Here is a 22,670-nt window from a genome sequence, read left to right as displayed (position 1 = left end):
AAAGATGAAAACTCGAGATAAATTATAAATAACGTGTGCTTTTGAGGGGCGGTGCGTACTTATCGATTGGGAATTTTTAGGGTTGATTTTTTTGAGGGTTGGCTATTATGGGTGGTCGACACGGATTTGTATTCGGTGTCTCACTGGTGTTATTTTGTCTGTTCTCAGTGCATCGAGTCTATGCGGCCGATGTTCCAGCCACTATTCAGGCGGAAATAAAGGCCCGTATTGGAGAAGTTCATAAATTGCAGCCGCCGATCATCGATGCGGCACCCGCAATGCAAGGGGTGTATATTTATTTTGTCGCGAATACATCTAGTTTTCGTGATTATGCTAAAGGTGATGGGCCTTACGTGCTTGATGCGCATCTAATATTTTATGATAAGAGTCATATTTGGCGCGATGTATTATTCGATCGTTATGTGAAGGATGATGGGGTTCCTGAAATTTATACTGTGTTTTTTGCGAATGCAGATCATGATCGAAAGAGTAAGGAGGTCGTTGTTTTGGTGCGAACGCCACTGAATCATTACGACTACGGTGGGGAGTATTACGATGGCTATGTCTACAAGTTGACTGGCGATCCTCAAGCGGGAGCTGTCTTTGCCGGACTGCAAAGTGATGCCAGCGCACCTTTCTTGAACCAATGTGAATGTGGTTTCCGCGATGGGCGCTCAACGCATGCCCGTTATAAGGATGCTGAATCGATTCGAAAGGTACTAGAGAAAAAATATTCAAATTCGCTGCCGAAAAATAAATGATTGTTGTGAGGGGGGGTAATTGCACAAATTATTGTCAGCGATGATTGAGTGGGTTTGATAAGAGAATTTAATATATTTGCGTGGTCAGGGAGGTTCTCCTTTGAAAGTAAAAATGTTCGTACTTATTGGTCTGCTGGCTGCCTCGGCTCAAGGTTGCTGCCGGACTACTAGTGTTGCGACCACAGTAAAATCTTTCGATTTGACCGTGCGAACTATGACTGGGGACGTTCACTGCTTAATCGACAAATAACCAATAGACACTACGCTGAGTTCCGACGGTGAGGCGGTTATCGTGTCCGGTACTGACTACGTTCTTGTCAATGAATTAAATCATTGCAAGGCCGGCAGGCCGGTTCATGTGAGGCGCGCAGCCCCGCATGTGGGCTTCCTGTCGGACGTAAACGTCAAAGCGGGAATTTATGCATCAATGGTGCCGGTAGCTGTTTCTCCCTTGGGTTTTGTGGCGATTGTTGGGAGGATCGGTAGTGACAGGAGTTTGGTTGAAATTCCAGGATTCTATCGAACCACTGTAAGTAATTCCAAATTGGAAGAGGAGGCATCTTCAGATATGAATCCTGTTATATCACTTGATGGAAAGTATATATCGTTGGATCGACATCAATGTGGGATAGACGCAAAATTTGAAATCATTGAAATACGAGCGGGAAGATCGGTCGAAATTGACAGAAAAACGTGCGAAAGATTATTCAATTTTCGAAGATGATTATTGATGCGCGTTGGCGGTTTTTGTGGTCAATGTATGGAAAAATTTCGTGCGCGACAAGAAATGATTGTTCTGCGAGGCGGACAATACGCCGGACGGACGGACAAAAGACGCAACGAATATTGGGAGACAAGGCATGAAGAAGTTTATCTTAATTTTTTTTGTTGACAATTTTACTGTCGAATGCGCGTGCGCAAGTTGTTACATCTTGTGACGGAAGATATTCAGCGCAGGCTACTGGTCAGGCCGAAATACTCGTTAAGCGAGACGGGAAGGAAATAGGGGTAGTTAAAATTGATCACAGTATTGATGGGGGTGTTTTTTCTTTGGATGAAAAGAGCTTCGTTGTTTATGGGTTGCCAAACAAGATAGATCTTCGCAGTCCTCAAGCAACATTTCTTTCAATTTATATATTAAAACCTAAGTTGGGCATGATTTTAAAAAGAACATACGGCGGCGGGATATATGATGTTGCGATTGGTTCTGATCGGAGGTCGATGTTAATTTCTAGCCGTTTTGGATTTGATGTCATAGATATAAAAGATATGAAAATCAAGTCTTCTGATCCAGGGTCGGAGCCACAGTTTTCAATGCAGAAATGCAAAGATTAACAACTGATTTTGAGGCTGTTATGAAATCTCCCATCCGCAAAGCCGACAAACTCGAACACGGCGGCGAAGTCACCAGCGGCTCGCCCTGGACGACATTCATGGGCCGCCCGCTTGCTCGTAAAGGCGACGAGGCGATCTGCGAACTGCACGGCCGGACCGTCATTGACGAGGGCACCGACAAGTTTGCCGATCGCGGCCACAAGCCATTCGCGCTGGACGGCCATCGCTGCGCATGTGGCTGTCGGTTGATCTCGTCGCTGCCGAACGTCCACTTCGAATAATGCCCGTCGACCTCTCTCGAGCGGGGCGCCCGAGCGCTTATCCGCGCGGCCCACGGTTCTGGCCGTGGTGGTTCTGCATTTGGCTGACCTGCGCGGTGTCCGGAGCGGCCGTTGTCCTGCTGATATGGCCGAAGGGTGAACGCGCGGGCAGCCCATGGTTCTGGTTCTGCGCCGCAGGTATCCCGAACGGTTTTTTCGGCTTTCTCTTTGCGATCGAGCGAGCGCGCTATGAGGCCGTGTGGTATCGCGCGTATCACCGCAACCTCCATCGCGACCGATGGCTGGCGGAGCGCATCCGTTTCGCGCAGCAGCCGCTACGGGTGCTTGGCATCGGCTACTGCCTTCCCTTGAACGATCAGACGCTTGCCCAGGCGATTCGTGTTGGCGCGCGTCTGCCGCGACAGCAGCAGCCCCGTTTTGGCGCAGGTGTCGTCGAGCATTGCCGCTTTGATGATCCTCCGGAAACATTCGCTGAACCCGACGTGGCCGATCCGGCGGAGGAAAGCGGGGCCGATGCGGCTCCAACGCGACCCATTACCGAGCTTGCACTCAAGATCGCCGAAGCGCTTGACTCGCTCACCCCGAGCCTGCACGCGCTCACGCAGTATGAATCGGCTTACTGGCCAAAGGTGCGTGTGCTGGCCGAACCCGGCGAGGAAGCTTTGCGCGAACAGGAGGTGCGCGACGCGCTCCAATTGGCGGGCCTGCCATCGCTCACCGTGTTGGCCGTACCTGCTTCGCACGGGTTGCTGGTGGCCGACGCATGGCTCGACGCTCGCGAGGCATGCCCGCTGCTTGTGATTGCAACGGCATGGCACGAAGAACAGCCTCCGACCGGCAGCACGGAGGGATGTGTCGCGATACTGCTCGATGCCGGCTTCTACGCTCTACCGGAAGATGTGCCCGTGGTGGCAGCCCTGCATCGACCCGTCGAGGGCAAGGCCGACGAGATCGAGTACGGCTTCGCGAATGCGGTGATATGGGGCAGCGCGGATTTCGCTGCCGTGACGCGTGCGTGGGTCACGCGTGCCGTCAAGCGTTGCAATCAGGGGCTGCGTATCGCGAACCTGGATGCGCTTGCGAGTGGCGACGCCCAATGCGACCTCGCCTACATCGTGGGCGATTTCGGTAACGCCAGCGGCTGGCTGTCCGTCGCAGCCGCAAGCGAATGGGGTGCGGCGGGCACGCCGCAACTGATCGTCGATGGCGTGCAGTCGGCCATTGTTCACGTCCTTCCCGGTACGCATGGGAAGGAAACTTTGTTGCCTGAACACACTCAGCATGATCGATCCGAAACTGACCTTGCGACCGCTTGACTCGGCCCATACTGTCGAATCTGCGCCTTCTGGACGCGTCGCGCTCTGGGGCGTGATCGCTGCTGCGCTGATCGCCGCCGCGTTCGCGATTGGCCTCGTGTGGGGCCGCGGCGATCTGTTCGATCTCTCGCCCGGCATGGCGCGTATGCAGGTCGTGATCGTCATCGTCATCGCCCTGATTCTCTTCATCGCTATTCACATCAGCTTGTTTTTCATCGGCGCGTATGCCGTCGCCGGACAGATGTTTCGCAAGGAGACCGGCGACACGACGAAGGCGCGGAAGCCGCTGAAACGCGATGCCCGTCTGCAACGTATGGTCGATGAGCTACGTGTCTCGCAAGGCTGGCGCTGGCGATACCGGTCACCATGGCTGCTGGTGAACGGGACGAACGTGTTGATCGACAAAGTCGCGCCCGGCCTCAAGCGCGCGGGTGCGATGTCCGTCGGCAATGCGATCCTCGTGCACGCCGAACCCGACGGTATCGAGGCGGGTGAGTGGCGCCGCCAAATCCGGATGCTGCGTCGTCGCCGGCCGGTCGATAGCGTGGTGCAGGTTACGGACGCGGATGAGCGCGATACCGAGCTGCCGCGTGTGCTTGCCGCGCTCGCGAACGATCTCGGCTGGGCCGCGCCCGTTACCTTCCTGCATGCGGTGCCCGTGCGGGGAGGGAGCCCCGAGACGTTCGACGCGATTGGCGCATTTTCGCAACTCGCACACAACGGGGCGCCCGCGGCGGTCGCCACCTTGCGCGATCAGCTTGCCGCTATCGAACGTGATACGGCGGACGCAGGCGTGCGGCTTTGTACGGAAGCCTCGCACATCACCTGTCTCGCCGAGATCTCGCGATACATTGGCAAACAGCACGAACACATCGTCGCGAGCTGGCAAGCGCTACTTGCTTCGCACTGTTTGCGAGCACCGCTGGCGGGCGTGATGTTCGCACCCGTATTCGCGACGACGGTGACCATGCCGACGCCTGCCCCGGTCGCCGAGGGTGGGGACAGGAGCGCGGCGCCAAACGCTGCAACTGTTCCGAACGGAACGGTTGAGTTCGCGAGGCAACCCGCCGCGTTGTTGCCGACGTGGCTGGAAATTGCCAATCGACGAGGCAATGGTCGGCGCGTGGGGTTCTGCTGGTCGAACGCGCTGGCGATGTGTGTGACCCTTGCCACGATTGCATGGTGCGTATGGATGACCACGTCGTTCATTGGCAACCAGCAACTCATGCGCGAGGCGCAGGCGACGGCGAATGCTGCCATCGGCGCCCGGCCACAGACTGCAGTTGCCTGGCGCACGCAACTCGCGCTACAGCAGTTGATGGAAAAGCTTGAATACCGGCAGCACCATGGCGCACCGTGGTACCTGCGCGCGGGCCTGTCGCGCAATGACGAAATCCTGAGCGGCCTCTGGCAACCATACCGAATCGCGGCGACCCGCAACTTGCAGATACCCGTCGTGCAAACGATCGACGGGTTGCTGAAAGCCGCGGACCAGGCGCGCGCCGACAGCCTTCAATCGCAGGACATACGCAGCAGTACCTACAATGCGCTCAAGACTTACCTGATGCTTGGCGATCCGTCGCGAGCCGATCCGGCGTTTCTAAGGCGCCTGCTGGTCGCCTTGTGGCCGAGACCCGTCGAGATGCCGCTAGGCGAGCGCGACGATACCGGCCGGCGGCTCGCGGCGTTTTACGCCGATCACCTCAAAGCGCATCCCGAATGGCGGATCGCGATGGACGACGGTGTTGTGACCGCGACCCGGAACATGTTGATCACGCAAATGGGACTCGCATCGGCCGACGACACGGTGTACCAAAGTATTATCGACGACGTTACGAACAAATACGCCGACGCGTCGCTCGAAACCCTTTTAAACGGTTCCGATGCCTACGGGATGTTCACGGCGTCGCAGACTGTACCGGGAATCTATACGCGCGCGGCATGGGACGGGATGATCGCTGCGGCGATCGACAAGGCATCCCGCGAACGCCGGGTGAGCGGTGACTGGGTGTTGACCGGTTCGCAGGCGCCGCAGCCGATTGGCAATACGCTCGCACAGGGCATGGTCCAAGCCAAGCCGATCGTCGACGAGAAGCGCGCGGCCGAGGAACTGAAGCAGCGGCTGACGGCGCGTTATTTTGACGAGTACACGGCTGCGTGGCAGCGCATGCTCAACAGTATGAAATGGCAGCCGGCATCCAATCTCGGCGGTGCGGTGGCACAGCTTTCGCGGCTCGCGGATGCACAGACCTCGCCGTTGATCGCGCTGATGAAATCCGCGCAGTATCAGGCCCAGGCGGGCCGCCCGTCGCAGGCGCTGGTTGACACGCTGGTGCGCAAGGCGCAAGACCTGATCGGCACGGACGAGCAGGCAGGGGCGGCCGTCGTCAGCCCGCTCGACAAGCCGTTCGGTCCGCTGCTCATGCTGATGAGCGACACGGGCGCGTCGCCGGCCGCTGCAAACGCGAAGAGCGCTCTGCCGGCCGGTATCGCGCTGACCGGTGTGAGCCTGTCGCGCTACCTGACGGCAGTCACGACGATGCGGCTGAAGTTGCAGCAGATTTCCGGCAGTCCGGATGCGCAGGCGATGGCGCGTTCGCTCGCGCAGGCGGTGTTCCAGGGGAAGTTGTCGGAGCTGTCCCAAGCACGCGATGACGCGGCGCTGACGGCCGCAAGTCTGGGCGCGGCATGGGCGGGTTTTGGTGATGCGGTGTTTGCGCAGCCGCTCGAGGCCGCATGGCAGACGATCCTGCAACCGGCCGCAGCGAGCCTGAACGACGCATGGCGAGCCAGCGTTGCCGCGCCCTTCAACGCGGCGATGAGCGGCCGCTATCCGTTCTTCGATACGCAGGCCGATGCATCCTTCGCTGAGCTTGGCCGCTATGTGCGGCCCGACACCGGATTGATTTCGCGTTTCGTCACTACACAACTGGCCGGCGTGATGAAGCTGGAGGGCGATCACTGGGTGCCGAACGAGTTTGCGCCGCAGGCGCTGCAGTTCGACCCGAAATTCCTGAGCGCCGTCCGGCAGCTGTCGACTGTGGGCGCGCAGCTCTACTTGCAGGGCGACGCGGGACAGAAATTCGAAATGATGGCCCTGCCGACGCCGGAGGTAACACGCTCGGAACTGTCGATCGACGGCAAGCAGATCGTCTATTTCAATCAGCAGGAACGCTGGACGCCGCTGGCGTGGCCAGGCAATGGCCTGAACGGACACGCGGGGCTCACGTGGCAGACGCTCGACGCGGGCCTGCGGCAGGCGTTTGATTCGACCGGCGATTGGGCGTTCCTGCGTCTGCTGAGCAAGGCGGACGTCAAGCAGCTTGATAGCACGCGCTATCGGCTCACGTGGAACACCGGGAGCAGCGAGCCGCTTTCGTATGTGCTGCGCACACAGGTCGGCGCCGGGCCGATTGGCCTGCTGAAACTGCGCGGATTCCGAATGCCCGATCGCATTTTCATCGTCGGCAACGCCGGTGTCGTATCTACCATGCCGCTCCTGCCGCCGCTGCCACAGGATCTCCAGCCATGAGTGAAGGCAAAAACAAACCGGTGATGCCCGAAGGCGTCGGCTTCGGCGCGGAGGACGATCCGTACCTGCGCTACTTCGATGCCGAGATGCGCTACCTGCGCGAAGCGGCGCGGGAATTTGCGAAGGAACAGCCGCAAGGTGCCCGCCGTGTGGGAATGACGATGATGCCCGGCGCACTCCACGACAGTGTCGAGCAGACTTACGAGGGCTTCGCTTTCCTCACGAGCCGGCTGCGCATGAAGCTCGACGACGTCTATTCGGAAATCACCGATCCGCTGATCGACCACCTTTGGCCGCATGCGGGTCGCACGATTCCGTCGCTGGCGATCCTTGCGTGCATGCCCCGCACCGGCGAGGCGCGGATTCTCGATACGTTGCCGCCGGGGCTACAGGTTCATTCGACACCGGTCGGCCAGGACGGGACGATATGCGTTTATCGGACCACTCAGGCGGTAACCCTGTTGCCGCTCGGCGTGCGCGAGGCGGGTGCGCGTATGCGCGAGGACGGTCGCACGGTGATTCGGCTCGCGTTCGACCTGCTGCACCGCGAGCAGCGGTTGCTGGATGACCTGTCGCGTATCCGGCTTTACCTGCATGGCGACCGGCCGACCGCATCCGCGCTGTACGCAGTGTTCACGCGCCAGGTCGAGTCGATCGGCGTGCGCATGCCGCGCCTGCTCGACGGCCAGCTACAGCCGCGTCCGGCGATGCGGTTCGAGGCGGCTGGCTTTGGCGCACAGGAGCGACTGTGGCCCGTCGATCACGACGCACGCGACGCCGCTCTCGATCGCGAGCAGACTATGCTCGAATATTTCGCGTTCCCTGAGAAGTTCCACTTCGTCGACTTGTGCGGTTTCGACGCGGCGAGTGTGCCACCGGGCGAAACGCGTCTTGAATTCGAAATCGTGATCCGGGATCGGATACCCGGTGACGCCACGTTCGGCGCGGACAATATCCGGTTGTTCTGCACGCCGGTGATCAACCTGTTCGAACTGGACGCGCAGGCAATCCGGCCCAACGGACACGATCGCGACTATCCGGTGCTCCCTCCCCGGTCGGCGGGCGAGCACGTCGAGCCCTACGATGCGCTGTCGGTCGTGGCGACCGATCCGCGCACCGCCAATCAATACGCGTATCGGTCGATCAAGGAATTCCGTCACCGCGGCGGGATGATGCGGCACGAATCGCCGGATCGCTACTACCACGCGTCGATTCGGCAAGGCGTGACCGGCCAGCGCGAGATGGTCGTGACGTTGGGCGGGCATCCATGGGATGAGCCGGGCAGCTTGCCGGACGCGCACGTGACGGTCCGGGTATTGGCAAACAATGGCCGATTGCCGCGCATGGCCCTGCGTGAATCGACGATTGCCACGCCTGCTTCGACCTTTAACGGTGTCGAGAGCGTATGCAACCTGACGGCCCCGACGATGCCGCTGTATCCGCCGCGCGGGCGCGACTATGACTGGCGGGTGATTTCTCACTTCAACGCGGCAGGCACAACCGAGCTGAACATGATGGACGCGAACGTGCTGCGCGGCGCGCTGTCGTTGTACGACTGGACGCGACAGGACGATAACCGGCGACGTATCGAGGCGATCCATTACGTGTGGCTCGACGAGGAAACGGAACGGTTCGGTATGCGCGTCGATCGCATCGTGAATGTGAACGTAGGTATCGAGCCGTCGGGTTTCGCCGGGCCGGGCGACGTCGCGCTATTCGGCGACGTACTCAGCCGTTTCGTAGGCCGCTACGCGTGTTGCCACTTTGCAGTGCGACTCGTTCTGTACGAAGGCGTCGGGGGGCCGATTCGGCGCTATCCGTGCGTGAGCAAGAAGGGAGACTGGTTGTGATACCGAGAAACCATCGCAGGATGCGAAGCATTCGACTGGTAGCGGTCGGTGCGCTGATGGTCGCGGCGATGTCCGGCTGCGGCATGTGGCAGTCGGTGATGGATACGGCGGTCGATACGACGCGCGCGGTATTCGTCGCGAAGGTCAAGCAGATGAATCTGGTGATCGAAAGTCGTTCCGCGCTCAACGAAAATGAGCAGGGTCAATCATTACCGGTTGTGGTGCGCGTTTACCAGCTGAAAGACGCGAAGGTCTTCGAAAAAGCGCGTTACGCCCAGTTGCTCGATGACGATAGAGCGTTACTGAGGGCCGATCTGCTCGGCAGTATGGAAACCACGCTCGGGCCTGGCGCCACGGTGAAGCTGTCGGCGCCCATGGCGGATGATGCGCAAGTTGTCGGTGTCGCGGGATTCTTCCGTAACCAAGCCGGTGCCGAATGGCAACTGCTGATCCCGAAATCGCAATGGAAGAAATCCGATCCCGTCAAGCTGGTCGTGACGGGCAATCGGATGGAGCTGGTTCCATGAACGAGGTGCGGTTTCGGGAGCTTGATCGTCGGCGACGGAATCCCTGATGGTGAGAGTTAACTCGGCCATGTCTGGCGCACAACGGGCTCTTCTTCCATTGAAAAGCGCTCCGGACCGGCCGCTGACCATCCCTGACAGTGTGCGGCTGGCGCTCCGCTAGAATGCCGGATTGCCGCCGCTTGACGCAGGCGGCGCTTCGCGCGCTACACTGCGCCATGCCATCCCCGTTCAACTTTCCATCCTGCCGACGATGACGTCTCCTGTCCTGACCGGCCTGCGCATCGGCATCACGATCGGATTGCGTGCCCCCGACGAAAGCCTGTGGATCAACGGCATCAAGCAGAACGCGCTGTTCCTCGCGAAGCTGCTGATGGCGTCGCCGCACGGCTACCGCGTGACGCTGGTCAACACGACCGACGTGCCGCTGACCGACGCCTTGCCGTGGGACCGCAGCGTGTACGACACGCGCGCGTTCGCCGACATGAAGGACGCGCTCGACGTGATGATCGAGCTTGGCGGGCAAATCGACGGCGAGCAGACGGCCTACCTGAAAGCGCGCGGCGTGAAGCTCGTCAGCTATTGCTGCGGCGTCGAGTACATCAACGCGATGGAGTCGATGCTGTTCGGCCGCCGGCTGTGGGATTCGCTGTTCATCAACCGCGGCTACGACGAGGTATGGGCAATTCCGCAGATCGCGCCGTCGTCGCTGCCGTTCCTGCAGTCGCTGCGTCGCTGCCCGGGGCGCGTCGTGCCGTTCGTGTGGGATCCGATGTTCCTGACCGAACGCGCGCGCTCACTGCCCGAGCACGGCGAATACCGGCCGCGCAGCGAGCCCGGCAAGCGGCTCACGGTGATGGAGCCGAACCACAACGTCGTGAAGTTCTGCGTGTATCCGATGCTGATCATCGATGAAGCGTATCGCCGCGACCCGGACGCGATCTGCTTCACGCACGTGACGAACGCCGATCGCCTCGCGCACGACAGCCCGGAGTTCGTGATGCTGATGAACTATCTCGACATCGTGCGCGCGGGCAAGGCGAGCTTCGTCGGGCGTTTCGATACGCCGCTGTTCCTGGCCGACCTGACCGATATCGTCGTGTCGCACCAGTGGTCGAACCCGCTCAACTATTTCTATTTCGACGTGTGCTGGCAGGGCTATCCGCTGGTGCACAATGCGAGCCTCGCGCCCGATCTCGGTTACTACTATCCGGACAACGACGTGCAGCAAGGCGCCGATGCGCTGCTGCGCGCGCTGCATACGCACGACGACGACTGGCAGGCGTACACGCGGCGCCAGCGCGAGATCCTCGGCCGTTACACGTCGTCGAATCTGGCGCTCGTCGCCGAGTACGACGCGCTGCTCGCGAACCTGATCGGCGCGACGGCTGCCTGAAGCCGATTTTCCGCGGTACCGGTTCGTTGCGGCCCGCGCGCCGTCTGCCACCGCCGGGTTTGTCCCGCCCTCATGTCTGACGAAATCATGCCGTTAAAAAAGAAACCGCCGAACGCGATCGGTTCGACGGTTTTCGAAGGCACGAAATTGACGGCTCCGAGGGAAGTCCGTCAAAAACAAGTTTATAGGTTAACAAGTTGGAAAAATTGTTAAACATGTTTCAATCCATAATCTTCATATAATTGAAGTTTGGTATTATTGATTAAATGTAGATTGATTCTGCATGGAATTTTAATAATATCGTTTGAAACGTGAAAATTGAATGCCGCAATGATCGAATGGTGTGCGGAAACGGGTTTCTCGCGGGGCGGCTCGTGTATGGAGAACGGTGTTTCACCGCGGCCTGTCTCGCCTGATCGGTACTTCACGGCACGGTATTGGTCAGATCAATTGACGGTGCCCTGATTCCCGAGACGGCGGAATTCGAGAAGAGACGATTCAGATAAAACTGTTTCGACGAAAAAGATAAACGACTCAAGCTTCGGGTTCCTTGTAATTCAGGTTGTGTAACCTGTCGCACTGTCGGCATCGTGCGTGCGTGATGTATTTCAGGTAACCGAATATCGCAAAAAATATCGAATTTGACGGCGCCGCAGCGAACAGTCCGCTCCCCGGAAAAATCGACATGACAGGATGGGCCGGGTAGGGCGGCGGAGCGCGTCGAGGTCGGCTCGTTCCGCTGATGTGTTGAGGTCGAGTCGCGATCGGCGGCTCGCCATTTGCCGGAGCGCCGGATGAATGCGGTCGAAGCTCGCCAGGAGGCGAATCGGAAAGCGAATCGCGACGAAATCGACCGCGTGTTCGGCGCGCGCGACGATCATCCCGACCTCGCGTCGGTACGCAGTTTCGTCGAAAGCCGGCTCGGGTTCGCGCGCGAGCCCGTGTGCCGCGCCGACCTGTCGGGCGGCGTGCTGTACCAGGAATGCCTGGCGCGGCTGCGATGGGGCGAGCGCGACGCGCTGCCGCCGCTCGCCTTCCTGCCGCGCCTCGAAGCGCTCGGGCTGATGCGCTGGTTCGACCGGTTGGTGGTCGGCCGGATGATCGACGCGCTGCGCGCCGATACCGGTGCCGTGTACGGGTGCAACATCGCGGCGGCCAGTGCGGTCGTGGATGACGCGTGGCTCGCGATCTTCAGGCGGCTCGAGTGCGAGCCGTCGGTGGCGGCGCGGCTGGTGGTCGAAATCACGGAGACGGGGCCGCTGAACCCTGTCGCGGGCCGGTCGTTCGTGGACCGCCTCCGGCGCGCCGGGTGCCGGATCGCGATCGACGATTTCGGTGTCGGTTTCAGTGCATTGAACAATCTGGTGGTCGGCAATCCCGACATCGTGAAGCTCGACCGCTCGATTCTGTCGATGATCAAACGCAACGCGATCGGGCGATACCGGTTTCGCCGGTTGATCGCGTTTGCGCATGAAGGTGCGCGGCACGTCGTCGTCGAGGGTGTGGAAAGCGAGATGGACCGGCAGATCATCGTGGATGCCGGCGTCGCGTGGGCGCAGGGTATCCGCTTTTCGTGGCGGTCGCCGGCCGCCGCGTGATCGCGGGAACGGGCAGGGCGATGCGCGGGATGCGCGTCGGGGGCGGGACGAATCGCAAAAAGGGGCGTGGAGATGGCGGAGACGAAAGCCGGAGGCGGAACGGGCACGCAGGCAACCGATGTGCGCGGCCTGATCGCCCTCGCCGAACTGGCCGACATGCTGGGGCAACTGGGCGCCGAGTCGCCCGATGCCCCGATCGATGTCGCGCCCTATCTCGACGGCCTGACGACGGTCGCGCGCCGCATTCAGCGGATGAACCCGCTCGACGCGGGCGGCCGCGAGCTGGCGGCGCGGCACTATTACGCGGGCGTCATTGCCGGCGCGTGCGGTGACGAGTCGGCGATCGCGCGCGGCGTATGCGACAGCCTCGTCAGGCAATCGGGCCGCGCGGGCCGGTCGGCAGCCCGTTGTTTCGCGGTGCTCGCGCGCATCGGACGGCGGCACGGCCGCGCGTTCGCCGCGCAAAGCGGCGATCGGGTACGGGTGTAACGCGACGGGCGCGTGCGATCGCAATCAGCCGAGCGGGCGATCGGCGAACAGGTGCTGGATCTGCGTGGAATAGGCACGCACGTTGTGCTCGGCGAGCGCGTCGACCTGGTGCAGGCAGCGTCGGGCGGCGGCTGCGTAGTCGATGAGCCGTGCGTCGTGCGTCTGCGCGGCGGTCGCGATCGCGCGCGCCGCATCGAAGATCTCGAAGTCCGGATAGTAGTAGCCGACGTCGCGCAGGAACGGCGAGTTGTGCACGAGCGGGTAGTTGCCGTACAGCGCGTCGTACAGCAGGTAGTTCAGGCCGTTTTCCCAGTGGTGCGACACGACGATGTCGGTGTGATGCGCGGCCCACGCGACGAACGGCGCGCGCACGTCGGCGGTGGCCTTGCCGTCGCGCACCATCTCGAGCCCGAGCGCGAGATGCTTGAAGGCGACGTTCTCCTTCTTGTCGAACGTGTTGGTCATGTACACGTGCTCGACGAGCTCCGGATGGTCGACGTAGCACGCGTTCGCGGCGAGCATCGGCACGATCGCGCTCTTCACGACATTCAGGTTCGGCTCGAAGAACGCGATGCGCTTGGCCGGGCCGTGATTGCGATAGCCGAAGCGCGCCTTCAGCTCGGGATCGGCGTCGAGGCTGCGTTCGATGAAGTACGGCGACCAGATATGCGGCAGCTCGATCACCGGCGCGCGGTACACGGCCTGGAAATACGCGGCGCACGTGTGCATGTGCTGCGGATTGGTCCAGATCTCGTCGAACTGCACGCGGTGCGGGTTCGGTCGCCAGTCGTTCTTCTCGAAGTTGATCGTCTCGACCGCGATCACGTAGTCGTTGCCGAAGCGGTACGACACGCACTTGCCGCCGCGCCGGCGCACGACGTCCGTGTACGACGGGTCGATGAACGCGTTCATCTCGATCAGCAGGTCGGTCTGGTGGACAACGGCCGACAGCGGCCGCAGCGCGTCGCCGAACGCGTCCATCATCAGCGCCTGCGGATACTCGGTGACGCCGTCGTCGTGCGCGAGCCAGACCTCGCCGATCAGCGGCGACTGCTTCAGCAGCATGTACAGGTACACGCAGTGCTGGTTCGCGCCGTTGTACCAGATCGACTGCGTCGCGTCGCGCTGCACGTTCATCGTTATCGCGACATTGAGTTTCATCGGATCGGCTCCGTGGGGCGGAAACAGGTCACGCGTCGCGATAGAGCGTGGCGATCGCGTCCGTATAGGCCGCGACGTTGTCGGGGTTGTAGATGCTGACCGAGTCGAGCACGTGCCTCGACTGCTCGCGGTACGCGTCGAGATTCGCGTCGTGCTCGGCGAACGCCTGCAGCAGCGCGCGGCCGCCCGCCTGACAATCGAAGTCCGGATAGAAATACCCGGCCTTGCCGAGGAACGGCGAGTTGTGGATCAGCGGATAGTCGCCGTACAGCAGCTCGTAATACAGGTAGTTCTGCGCGTTCTCCCACGTGTGCGACACCACCGCGTCGCCGTACGCGGCCATGAACTCGTACACCGCGTAGCGGCTTTCGAACGTCGTGATGCCGTGGTTCACGATGTCGAGGCTCTTCGCGAAGTGCACGAACGTCGGATGTTCCTTCAGGTGGATCGTGTTGCACACGCGCACGAATTCGAGGAACGCCGGCTTCGCGCGATACGCTTCCTCGGTCACGAGCATCGGGATGATGCTGGTCTTCACCATGCAGATGTTCGGCTCGAACATCGTCACGCGCCACCGGGGCTTGCCGGGCTGATAGCCGAACGACAAACCGGCGCCGAGCGTCGCGCGCGCCTTGTCGAACAGCATCGGATGCCAGATATGCGGGACGATCGTGACCGGCGCGCGCAAGCCCGTCTGGTAATAGTGCAGGCACGAGCGCTCGAATTCGGGAATCGTCCACACCGCGTCGTACGGCGCGCCCGAGAACAGGAAGCCCGACGGCTTGTCGAACATCGCGCGTTCGATGTCGATCACGTAGTCGTTGCCGACCCGCATCGTGACGACCTTGCCGCCGCGCTCGCGGAACGCGCGCAGGTAGTCCGCGCCGAATTGCGCGCTCATCTCGATCAGCACGTCGCAGCGCTCGAGCGCTTCGTCCATCGACAGCAGCGGCACGTTCCACTCGCCGAGCATCATCTGCGGATCGGCGACCTGTTCGCCGCCGTTGACCATCACGGCATCCGCGACGAGCGGCGACTGGCGCAACAGCAGGATCAGCAGCAGGCAGTTCTGGAAAATGCCGTTTTCCCACAGCGACTGGCCGGCGCCGCGTACGAACAGCGACACGCCGACGACGAGGTGCTTGCCCTCGCCGGGCGCTTGACGGGCATTGGAGTCCGACATGCGTATGCTCCGGTTCAGGCGACCAGACGCGAGACGAACGCGTCGAGGTTCGCGGGGTTGTCGATCGAGACCGACTGCAGCAGCCGGCCGGCTTTCGCGCGGTAGTCGTCGAGGCGTTCGTCGTGATGCAGCCACGCTTCGAGCAGCGCGCGGCCGCCGGCGGCCGAATCGAAGTCCGGGTAGTAATAGCCGGCGTCGCCGATCAGCGTCGAGTTGTGGATCAGCGGATAGCCGCCGTACAGCACGTCGTAATACAGATAGTTCTGTCCGTTTTCCCAATGGTGCGACACGACCGCATCCGCGTGGCGCGCCATGAAGCCCGGCAGGTCGAGCCGCGGTTCGAACGTCGCCTTGTGCTGGCGCACGAGATCGAGGCTGTTCGCGAAGTGCAGGAAGGTCGGATGTTCCTTCATGTGCATCGAATTGACGACGAACATGTGTTGCACCGCATCAGGCCGCGTGCGGTAGAAAGCGTCGCACGCGAGCATCGGGTAGTGACAGGACTTCGCGACCGAGATGTTCGGCTCGAGCGTCGCGAGCCTCCACGGCCGCTGGCCGGGCCGATAGCCGAACGTCGCGCCTTCGTCGGCGAGCGTGGCCACGCGGCGCTCGAGGAAGTACGGCGACCAGATGTGCGGCATCAGGTGAACGGGGGCGCGCAGGATCGTTCGCAGCATCGGCGCGGCGGTCTTGTCGTATTGCGGCAGCAGCCATACTTCGTCGAACGGTGCGCCGTTGAACACGTGCCCCGACGGTTTCCCGAAGATCGGCGTCTCGCACAGGCCCGCATACACGTGCCCGCAGAAGAACGCGGCGATCTTCTTGCCGAGCGCCTTCATGTGCCGCAGCCATTCGACCGGCAACTGCGCGCCCATTTCGATCACGACGTCGAGTTCGTGCGTGACGTCGGCGGGTTTCACGAGCGGGATGTCGAGGCCGTCGAGCTCGAGCCCGGCCGGCAGGGCAGTGGCGTCGCCGCCGTTCAGGAAATAGACGGGGCCGACGCGATCCGAGCGCTTGAGCATCATCGCGAGGAACGCGATGTTCTGGTGGATGCCGTTTTCCCAGATCGCCTGGCCGTCGCGCGCAAACAGCGAGATGCCGACCGCCGGCCGTTGCTTGCGGGTGCCGCCCGCGGCGGCTTCATTGATGTCCGTCACCGGTTGGTTTCCTCTGCGGCGTCGTGCGTCCGGGCATCGCGTCGAGCGTCTGGCCGGCAGCGGCGCGCCGTGGATCGTCATGATTCGATTTGCGCCGGTGGCGCCGCGGTGCGCGAATCGCGCGACGAGATTCGCGAAGGCGGCAGCCGGATGCCGGCGTGTCGCCGGGCACGCCCCGCACGGCGCGCGTCGGGCAGGCTGCCCCGGCGACTGTCTGCGGCGATTGTGGCATGGAAACCGCCGTTTTTGGCAGGGCGTGACGAACTTTGACATAGCCGATGGCCAACGGGGACGGGCGCCGGCGAAGCGGCGCCCGGTGGTCCGGCGGAGTTCCGGCGCGGCGGGTGCGGCCCGCCGGATAGCGCGGCCGCATGGGCGGCCGCAGGCGGCTCAGTGCTGCAGCCGGATTTCGACGCGGCGGTTGCTGGCGCGGCCTTCCGGCGTCGCGTTGGAGGCGACCGGATCGGCCTTGCCGCGACCCGACACCGTTATCGAATCGGTCTTCAGCCCATGCGCCTTCAAATAGGCGGCGACCGATTCGGCGCGGCGCTTCGACAGTGCGAGGTTATAGTCGTCGCTGCCCACCGAATCGGTGAAGCCGGTGACCGTCACTTGGGAGTACGTGCGGTCGGCGCGCTCGCTCAGCAGCCGGTCCAGCGATTCGCGCGCGGTCGGTGCGAGCGTCGCGTGGTCGGTCGCGAACAGCGCGTCGCCCGACAGGTTCACGCGCTCGACGACGGCGGCAGCGGGTGCGGGTGTGGCGGCCGAGGCCGCTTCGGCCTGTGCGACGCCGCACTGGAAGACCAGCGTGGCCGGATCGGATTGGTCGCGCAGCGCGCGGGCCGAATCGACGGCGCGCACGGGCTCGTCGCCGCAGATCTTGCGGGCGGCCTTCATGCAGGTCTGCGGGCCCGACAGCAGGCCGTGGCAGTCCACCTGGAAGGCGCGCACGCCGTCGCGCGGCTGCAGTTCGGAGGCGCTGAAGGTCGGACCGGATGCGGTCGAGCATGCGGCGAGGGCCGTTGCGGAAAGCGCGAGCGCAAGAGCGAGTTTGTTCACGGTTACATCCTCAATGCTTGGGTTGACTGAAGCCCGCCACGGGTTGCGCGGCGGGCTCGTCTGGCCGTCGGGGCCGCCGCGGGCCGCACGGCTGGCGAGCTGGGCGGCCTGGCGGCGCGACGCATTACTTCCACTGGTACAGCACGCCGGCGCCGATCACCTTCTGACCGCCGCTGAAACCACCGTTGATCGACGCCTTCAGGTTCTCCGTGATGCGCGCCTGCATGTTGACCGCCATCGCCTTCTGGCCGAGGAAGGTCGACGTGCCCACGCCCATCCCGAAGTTGGCGTCGCGATCGAGCTGCGGGATCGAGGCCATCGCGCCCACGGCCGCGATACCCTGCTTCGCCATCTGGTCGGTCTGCTGCAGTTGCGAACCCAGCGAGTTGATCTGCGCCTGCTGTCCCGACAGCGCCGTCGACAGCGTCGTCTGCACCTGCGTCAGCTGGTTCACGTTCACCGCGTCGGTGCCTTGCGTACCCGGCGCGACGTTCGTGATCTGGCGCTGCTGCTGGTCGCTGCCGACCGACACCACGTTCGAGCGGCCGCCGTCGTTGGAGCCGGCGCCGATCGCCACCGAGTTCGAGCCGGCGGTGACGGTCGGGTGATCGCTGCCGGTGCCGTTCATGTCGGCGGCGATGCCGTTGTTGTTCACTGCACGCGTCGTGTTGTTGTTGATCGTCGTCGACAACTGGTTCAACTGGTTGTTGATGTTCGTCACGCCGGTCGACAGCGACGCCACGTTGCTGTTCGTCGTGCTCAGGCCGGTCGACAGCGAGCCGATGCCGGTCGACGTCGACGTCGACAGCGAGGTGACGGTGCTGTTCGTCGTGCTCAGGCCCGTCGACAGCGAGCTGATCGCGGTCGAGGTCGACGTGGACAGCGAGGCCACGTTGCTGTTGGTCGTGCTCAGCCCGGTGGACAGCGAGTTGATGCCGGTGGACAGCGACGCGACGTTCGACGCGGTGGACGTCGACAGCGTGTTGAGCGCCGTGTTCGTCGCGTTGAGCTGGCTGCCGTTGATCGCATCCGTGCTCGTGGCCGAGATGCGGCCCGCGGCGACGTTCGTGATCTGGCGTTCCTGGCCCGGTGCGCCGACGCTCACCACGCCGACCGGCGAGCCGCCCGCGAACGGGTACGTGACGCCGCCGATCGTGGCGCTCGACGTGCCGACGGCTGCCGCCGTGACCGAGTTCGCGCCGAGTGCGATCGAGTTCGCGACGTTCGCTTGCGCGTTCGTGCCGAAGGCGAGTGCGTCGGCGGCCGTGGCCTTGGCGGCCGAGCCGTAGGCCTGGGCGCCGGTGGCGCTGGCCGTGGCCTGGCTGCCCAGCGCGATCGTGTTGTCCGCGGTGGCCTGGTTCGCGCTGCCGAGGGCGAGCGCGCTGGCGCCGGTTGCCGTGTTCTGGTTGCCGAGCGACACCGCGCCGTCGCCGGTCGCCGTGTTGTTCGCGCCCATCGCCACTGCGCCGGTGCCCGTCGCCACGTTCGGATCGCCGATCGCGACCGCGCCATCGCCGGACGCAGTGTTGCCGGAGCCGATCGACACGGCCTTGCCGCCCGTTGCCGAGGCGTTCTGGCCGATCGCAACCGCGCCTGCCGTCTGCGCGTTCGAGCCGTCGCCGACTGCCACGCTGCTGGCGCCCGCCGCGCTGGCGTTCACGCCGGCGGCGAGGGCGTTGGTGCCCGTGGCGCCGTCGTTCGCGTAGTTGGCTTGCTGCGTGCCGTTGTCGTTGACGCTGTAGTAGTGCGTCTTCGCGGCGTTGATCGCGGTCGAAGTGGAGGTCGACAGCGACGATACCGCGCTGTTGGTGCTGCTCAGGCCGGTGGACAACGAGCCGATGCCGGTCGACGTCGAGGTCGACAGCGACGTGATCGTGCTGTCCGTGCTGCTCAGGCCGGTGGACAACGAGCTGATGCCGGTCGAGGTCGAGGTCGACAGGGACGTGATGGAGCTGGTCGCGGACGACAGGCCGGTCGACGTCGAAGTCGACAGGGAACTGATGGAGCTGTTGGCCGACGACAGGCCCGTCGACGTGGAGGTCGACAGCGACGTCACCGAGCTGTTGGTCGAGCTCAGGCCGGTGGACAGCGAGTTGATGCCAGTCGAGGTCGACGTGGACAGCGAGGTGATTGAACTGTTTGCGGAGGACAGGCCGGTCGAAGTCGAAGTCGACAGGGACGTGATCGAGCTGTTTGCCGACGAGAGGCCCGTCGACGTCGAGGTCGAGAGGGACGTGATGGAGCTGTTCGCGGACGACAGGCCCGTCGAAGTCGAGGTCGACAGCGAGGTGATTGAGCTGTTAGCCGACGAGAGGCCCGTCGAGGTCGAGGTCGAGAGCGACGTGATCGAGCTGTTGGCCGAGGACAGGCCGGTCGACGTGGAGGTCGACAGCGACGTCACCGAGCTGTTGGTCGAGCTCAGGCCGGTGGACAGCGAGTTGATGCCAGTCGAGGTCGACGTGGACAGCGAGGTGATCGAACTGTTTGCGGAGGACAGGCCGGTCGAGGTCGACGTGGACAGCGACGTGATGGAGCTGTTAGCCGACGACAGACCGGTCGACGTCGAGGTCGAGAGCGACGTGATCGAGCTGTTGGCCGACGACAGGCCGGTCGACGTGGAGGTCGACAGCGACGTGATCGAGCTGTTCGCGGACGACAGGCCGGTCGACGTGGAGGTCGACAGCGACGTGATCGAGCTGTTCGCGGACGACAGGCCGGTCGACGTGGAGGTCGAGAGGGACGTGATCGAGCTGTTCGCGGACGACAAGCCGGTCGACGTGGAGGTCGACAGCGACGACACCGAGCTATCGGTCGAGCTCAGGCCGGTGGACAGCGAGCTGATGCCGGTCGAGGTCGATGTGGACAGCGATGTGATCGAGCTGTTTGCCGACGAGAGGCCAGTGGACGTGGAAGTCGACAGCGACGTCACCGAGCTATTGGTCGAGCTGAGACCCGTTGACAACGAGTTGATGCCGGTCGAGGTCGAGGTCGACAGGGACGTGATCGAGCTGTTTGCCGACGAGAGGCCCGTCGAGGTCGACGTGGACAGCGAATCGATTGAGCTATTGGCCGAGGACAGGCCAGTCGAAGTCGAAGTCGACAGCGACGTGATCGAGCTGTTGGCCGACGACAGGCCGGTCGACGTCGAAGTCGACAGGGACGTGATGGAGCTATTGGCCGAGGACAGGCCAGTCGAAGTCGAGGTCGACAGGGACGTGATGGAGCTATTGGCCGACGACAGACCCGTCGAGGTCGAGGTCGAGAGCGAGGTGATCGAGCTGTTAGCCGACGAGAGACCCGTGGACGTGGAAGTCGACAGCGACATCACCGAACTATCGGTCGAGCTGAGGCCGGTCGACAACGAGTTGATGCCGGTCGAAGTCGAAGTGGACAGCGAGGTGATCGAGCTGTTGGCCGACGAGAGACCGGTGGACGTAGAAGTCGACAGCGACATCACCGAGCTATCGGTCGAGCTGAGGCCGGTCGACAACGAATTGATACCCGTCGAGGTCGAGGTCGACAGCGAGGTGATCGAGCTGTTAGCCGACGAGAGACCGGTGGACGTAGAAGTCGACAGCGACATCACCGAGCTATCGGTCGAGCTGAGGCCGGTCGACAACGAGTTGATGCCGGTCGAAGTCGAAGTCGACAGCGACGTGATGGAGCTGTTCGCCGATGACAAACCGGTCGACGTGGAGGTGGACAGCGACGTCACCGAGCTATTGGCCGAGCTGAGTCCCGTCGACAGCGAATTGATACCCGTCGATGTCGAGGTCGACAGCGAGGTGATCGAGCTGTTGGCCGACGACAAGCCGGTCGACGTGGAGGTGGACAGCGACGTCACCGAGCTATTGGTCGAACTGAGGCCCGTCGACAGCGAATTGATACCCGTCGAGGTCGACGTGGACAGCGAAGTGATCGAGCTGTTGGCCGACGAAAGACCTGTCGAAGTCGAAGTCGAGAGCGAGGTGATCGAGCTGTTAGCCGACGAAAGACCCATCGAAGTCGAGGTCGACAACGAGGTGATTGAGCTGTTAGCCGACGAGAGACCCGTCGAAGTCGAGGTCGAGAGCGAAGTGATCGAGCTGTTCGCGGACGACAGGCCCGTCGAGGTCGAAGTCGAGAGCGACGTGATGGAGCTGTTAGCCGACGAGAGGCCCGTCGAAGTCGAGGTCGAGAGCGACGTGATGGAGCTGTTCGCGGACGACAGACCGGTCGAAGTCGACGTCGACAGCGACGAAATGGCACTGGTCGCGGTACCGACTTGTTGGGCGACGGAATAAAGCTGGCTGCCGTTGATCGCGTCGGTACTGGTCTGGGTCACTTGGCCGGCAGCGACGTTGGTGATCTGCCGTTCCTTGTTGAGGTCGCCGACGCTGACGGTGCCGACCGGCGTGGCGCCGGCGAATCCGCCGAACGTAACGCCGTTGACGGTCGCGCTGCTCGTCGGGGTGGCCGCGGCGGTCGCCGAGTTCGCGCCGAGCGCGACGGAGTTGTTCGTGCCGGCGACGGCGCCGGTGCCGATGGCGACGGCGTCGGTGCCCGTTGCGGTGCTATCGGCGCCGGTCGAGTTCGCGTGGAAGTACTTGATGCCCTGACTGTTGATGTTGTTGATCGCCGAGCCCACGCTATTGGCCGTCGATGTCGTGCCGTTCGCGTTGTACGTGGTGTACGCCGGAGCCGAGACCTTGCCCGTCGTCGGGTCGTACGTCGAACCACCGCCAAGTGCCGACGCGGTGCTGCTACCCAGGTTGTCGGTCTTCGTCGAGACCGTGCTCAGGCCGGTGGACAGCGAGTTGATGCCGGTCGAAGTCGAGGTTGACAGCGAGGTGATCGAGCTGTTGGCCGACGAGAGGCCCGTCGACGTGGAGGTCGACAGCGACGTCACAGAGCTGTTAGCCGAGCTGAGGCCAGTGGACAGCGAGTTGATGCCGGTCGAAGTCGAGGTCGACAGGGAACCGATCGAGCTGTTGGCCGACGACAGGCCCGTCGACGTGGAAGTCGAAAGCGACGTAACCGAGCTGT

At 62.6% G+C, this 22,670-nt stretch carries 16 protein-coding genes; 11 read left to right on the top strand and 5 right to left on the bottom strand.

Features of this window, described 5'->3' with window-relative positions; genetic code table 11:
* Nucleotides 1-107 precede the first annotated feature (107 nt).
* The 11 genes from QZM15_RS26050 to QZM15_RS26000 all read left to right on the top strand — a co-directional run bounded on the left by QZM15_RS26050 (nucleotide 108) and on the right by QZM15_RS26000 (nucleotide 13,082).
* Nucleotides 108-761 carry a hypothetical protein gene (locus QZM15_RS26050; protein ID WP_302107525.1) on the top strand — a complete coding sequence of 218 codons (654 nt, stop codon included), beginning with the start codon at nucleotides 108-110 and terminating at the stop codon, nucleotides 759-761.
* Between the two features lie 292 nt (nucleotides 762-1,053).
* Nucleotides 1,054-1,485: a hypothetical protein gene (locus QZM15_RS26045; RefSeq protein WP_302107524.1), complete on the top strand. Its 432-nt coding sequence runs from the start codon at nucleotides 1,054-1,056 to the stop codon at nucleotides 1,483-1,485.
* A gap of 164 nt (nucleotides 1,486-1,649) precedes the next feature.
* Nucleotides 1,650-2,096 carry a hypothetical protein gene (locus QZM15_RS26040; protein WP_302107523.1) on the top strand — a complete coding sequence of 149 codons (447 nt, stop codon included), beginning with the start codon at nucleotides 1,650-1,652 and terminating at the stop codon, nucleotides 2,094-2,096.
* Between the two features lie 20 nt (nucleotides 2,097-2,116).
* Nucleotides 2,117-2,377 carry a PAAR domain-containing protein gene (locus QZM15_RS26035; RefSeq protein WP_302107522.1) on the top strand — a complete coding sequence of 87 codons (261 nt, stop codon included), beginning with the start codon at nucleotides 2,117-2,119 and terminating at the stop codon, nucleotides 2,375-2,377.
* Entirely contained in the window at nucleotides 2,377-3,693 is a 1,317-nt protein-coding gene (locus tag QZM15_RS26030) for a hypothetical protein (protein ID WP_302107521.1), read from the top strand. The genes QZM15_RS26035 and QZM15_RS26030 overlap by 1 nt, the downstream gene beginning before the upstream one ends.
* The gene (locus QZM15_RS26025; protein WP_302107520.1) at nucleotides 3,659-7,225 is read left to right on the top strand and encodes an ImcF-related family protein; all 3,567 of its coding nucleotides are present in this window, start codon (nucleotides 3,659-3,661) and stop codon (nucleotides 7,223-7,225) included. Before QZM15_RS26030 ends, QZM15_RS26025 begins: the two co-directional genes overlap by 35 nt.
* Before the next feature lie 23 nt (nucleotides 7,226-7,248).
* Nucleotides 7,249-9,075, top strand: a complete 1,827-nt coding sequence (gene tssF / locus QZM15_RS26020) for a type VI secretion system baseplate subunit TssF (RefSeq protein ID WP_302107519.1) — start codon at nucleotides 7,249-7,251, stop codon at nucleotides 9,073-9,075.
* A gap of 20 nt (nucleotides 9,076-9,095) precedes the next feature.
* Nucleotides 9,096-9,602, top strand: a complete 507-nt coding sequence (gene tssJ / locus QZM15_RS26015) for a type VI secretion system lipoprotein TssJ (protein WP_059575458.1) — start codon at nucleotides 9,096-9,098, stop codon at nucleotides 9,600-9,602.
* A gap of 250 nt (nucleotides 9,603-9,852) precedes the next feature.
* Nucleotides 9,853-10,995: a DUF2827 domain-containing protein gene (locus QZM15_RS26010; RefSeq protein WP_302107518.1), complete on the top strand. Its 1,143-nt coding sequence runs from the start codon at nucleotides 9,853-9,855 to the stop codon at nucleotides 10,993-10,995.
* A gap of 794 nt (nucleotides 10,996-11,789) precedes the next feature.
* Entirely contained in the window at nucleotides 11,790-12,593 is an 804-nt protein-coding gene (locus tag QZM15_RS26005) for an EAL domain-containing protein (protein WP_302107517.1), read from the top strand.
* 72 nt (nucleotides 12,594-12,665) lie between these two features.
* Nucleotides 12,666-13,082, top strand: a complete 417-nt coding sequence (locus QZM15_RS26000; protein WP_059575451.1) for a hypothetical protein — start codon at nucleotides 12,666-12,668, stop codon at nucleotides 13,080-13,082.
* A gap of 24 nt (nucleotides 13,083-13,106) precedes the next feature.
* On the opposite strand, the gene QZM15_RS25995 is transcribed toward QZM15_RS26000, so the two are convergent.
* The 5 genes from QZM15_RS25995 to QZM15_RS25975 all read right to left on the bottom strand — a co-directional run.
* Complete coding sequence (locus QZM15_RS25995) at nucleotides 13,107-14,243, bottom strand: DUF2827 family protein (RefSeq protein ID WP_302107516.1); 1,137 nt, start codon at nucleotides 14,241-14,243, stop codon at nucleotides 13,107-13,109.
* A 28-nt stretch (nucleotides 14,244-14,271) separates the two neighbouring features.
* Nucleotides 14,272-15,426, bottom strand: coding sequence for a DUF2827 domain-containing protein (locus QZM15_RS25990; RefSeq protein WP_302107515.1), 1,155 nt, complete (start codon nucleotides 15,424-15,426; stop codon nucleotides 14,272-14,274).
* 14 nt (nucleotides 15,427-15,440) lie between these two features.
* A complete protein-coding gene (locus QZM15_RS25985; RefSeq protein ID WP_099317812.1) occupies nucleotides 15,441-16,586 on the bottom strand; it encodes a DUF2827 domain-containing protein in 1,146 nt (381 codons plus the stop codon).
* Between the two features lie 390 nt (nucleotides 16,587-16,976).
* Nucleotides 16,977-17,645, bottom strand: coding sequence for an OmpA family protein (locus QZM15_RS25980; RefSeq protein ID WP_302107514.1), 669 nt, complete (start codon nucleotides 17,643-17,645; stop codon nucleotides 16,977-16,979).
* A 124-nt stretch (nucleotides 17,646-17,769) separates the two neighbouring features.
* Nucleotides 17,770-22,670: YadA-like family protein (locus QZM15_RS25975; protein ID WP_302107563.1), on the bottom strand; the 4,901-nt coding region annotated here is incomplete at its 5' end.

It is taken from the genome of Burkholderia sp. AU44665, from assembly GCF_030504405.1.
GTDB lineage: Bacteria > Pseudomonadota > Gammaproteobacteria > Burkholderiales > Burkholderiaceae > Burkholderia > Burkholderia semiarida.
This window is presented reverse-complemented; position numbering and strand designations above follow the sequence as displayed.

What these genes read in the sequence shown, in the direction of transcription:
- QZM15_RS26050 (WP_302107525.1), top strand. Translation starts at nt 108, where the DNA reads ATGGGTGGTCGACACGGATTTGTATTCGGTGTCTCACTGGTGTTATTT.
- QZM15_RS26035 (WP_302107522.1), top strand. Translation starts at nt 2,117, where the DNA reads ATGAAATCTCCCATCCGCAAAGCCGACAAACTCGAACACGGCGGCGAA.
- QZM15_RS26030 (WP_302107521.1), top strand. Translation starts at nt 2,377, where the DNA reads ATGCCCGTCGACCTCTCTCGAGCGGGGCGCCCGAGCGCTTATCCGCGC.
- QZM15_RS26025 (WP_302107520.1), top strand. Translation starts at nt 3,659, where the DNA reads ATGATCGATCCGAAACTGACCTTGCGACCGCTTGACTCGGCCCATACT.
- tssF (WP_302107519.1), top strand. Translation starts at nt 7,249, where the DNA reads ATGCCCGAAGGCGTCGGCTTCGGCGCGGAGGACGATCCGTACCTGCGC.
- tssJ (WP_059575458.1), top strand. Translation starts at nt 9,096, where the DNA reads ATGCGAAGCATTCGACTGGTAGCGGTCGGTGCGCTGATGGTCGCGGCG.
- QZM15_RS26010 (WP_302107518.1), top strand. Translation starts at nt 9,853, where the DNA reads ATGACGTCTCCTGTCCTGACCGGCCTGCGCATCGGCATCACGATCGGA.
- QZM15_RS26005 (WP_302107517.1), top strand. Translation starts at nt 11,790, where the DNA reads ATGAATGCGGTCGAAGCTCGCCAGGAGGCGAATCGGAAAGCGAATCGC.
- QZM15_RS26000 (WP_059575451.1), top strand. Translation starts at nt 12,666, where the DNA reads ATGGCGGAGACGAAAGCCGGAGGCGGAACGGGCACGCAGGCAACCGAT.
- QZM15_RS25995 (WP_302107516.1), bottom strand. Translation starts at nt 14,243, where the DNA reads ATGAAACTCAATGTCGCGATAACGATGAACGTGCAGCGCGACGCGACG.
- QZM15_RS25990 (WP_302107515.1), bottom strand. Translation starts at nt 15,426, where the DNA reads ATGTCGGACTCCAATGCCCGTCAAGCGCCCGGCGAGGGCAAGCACCTC.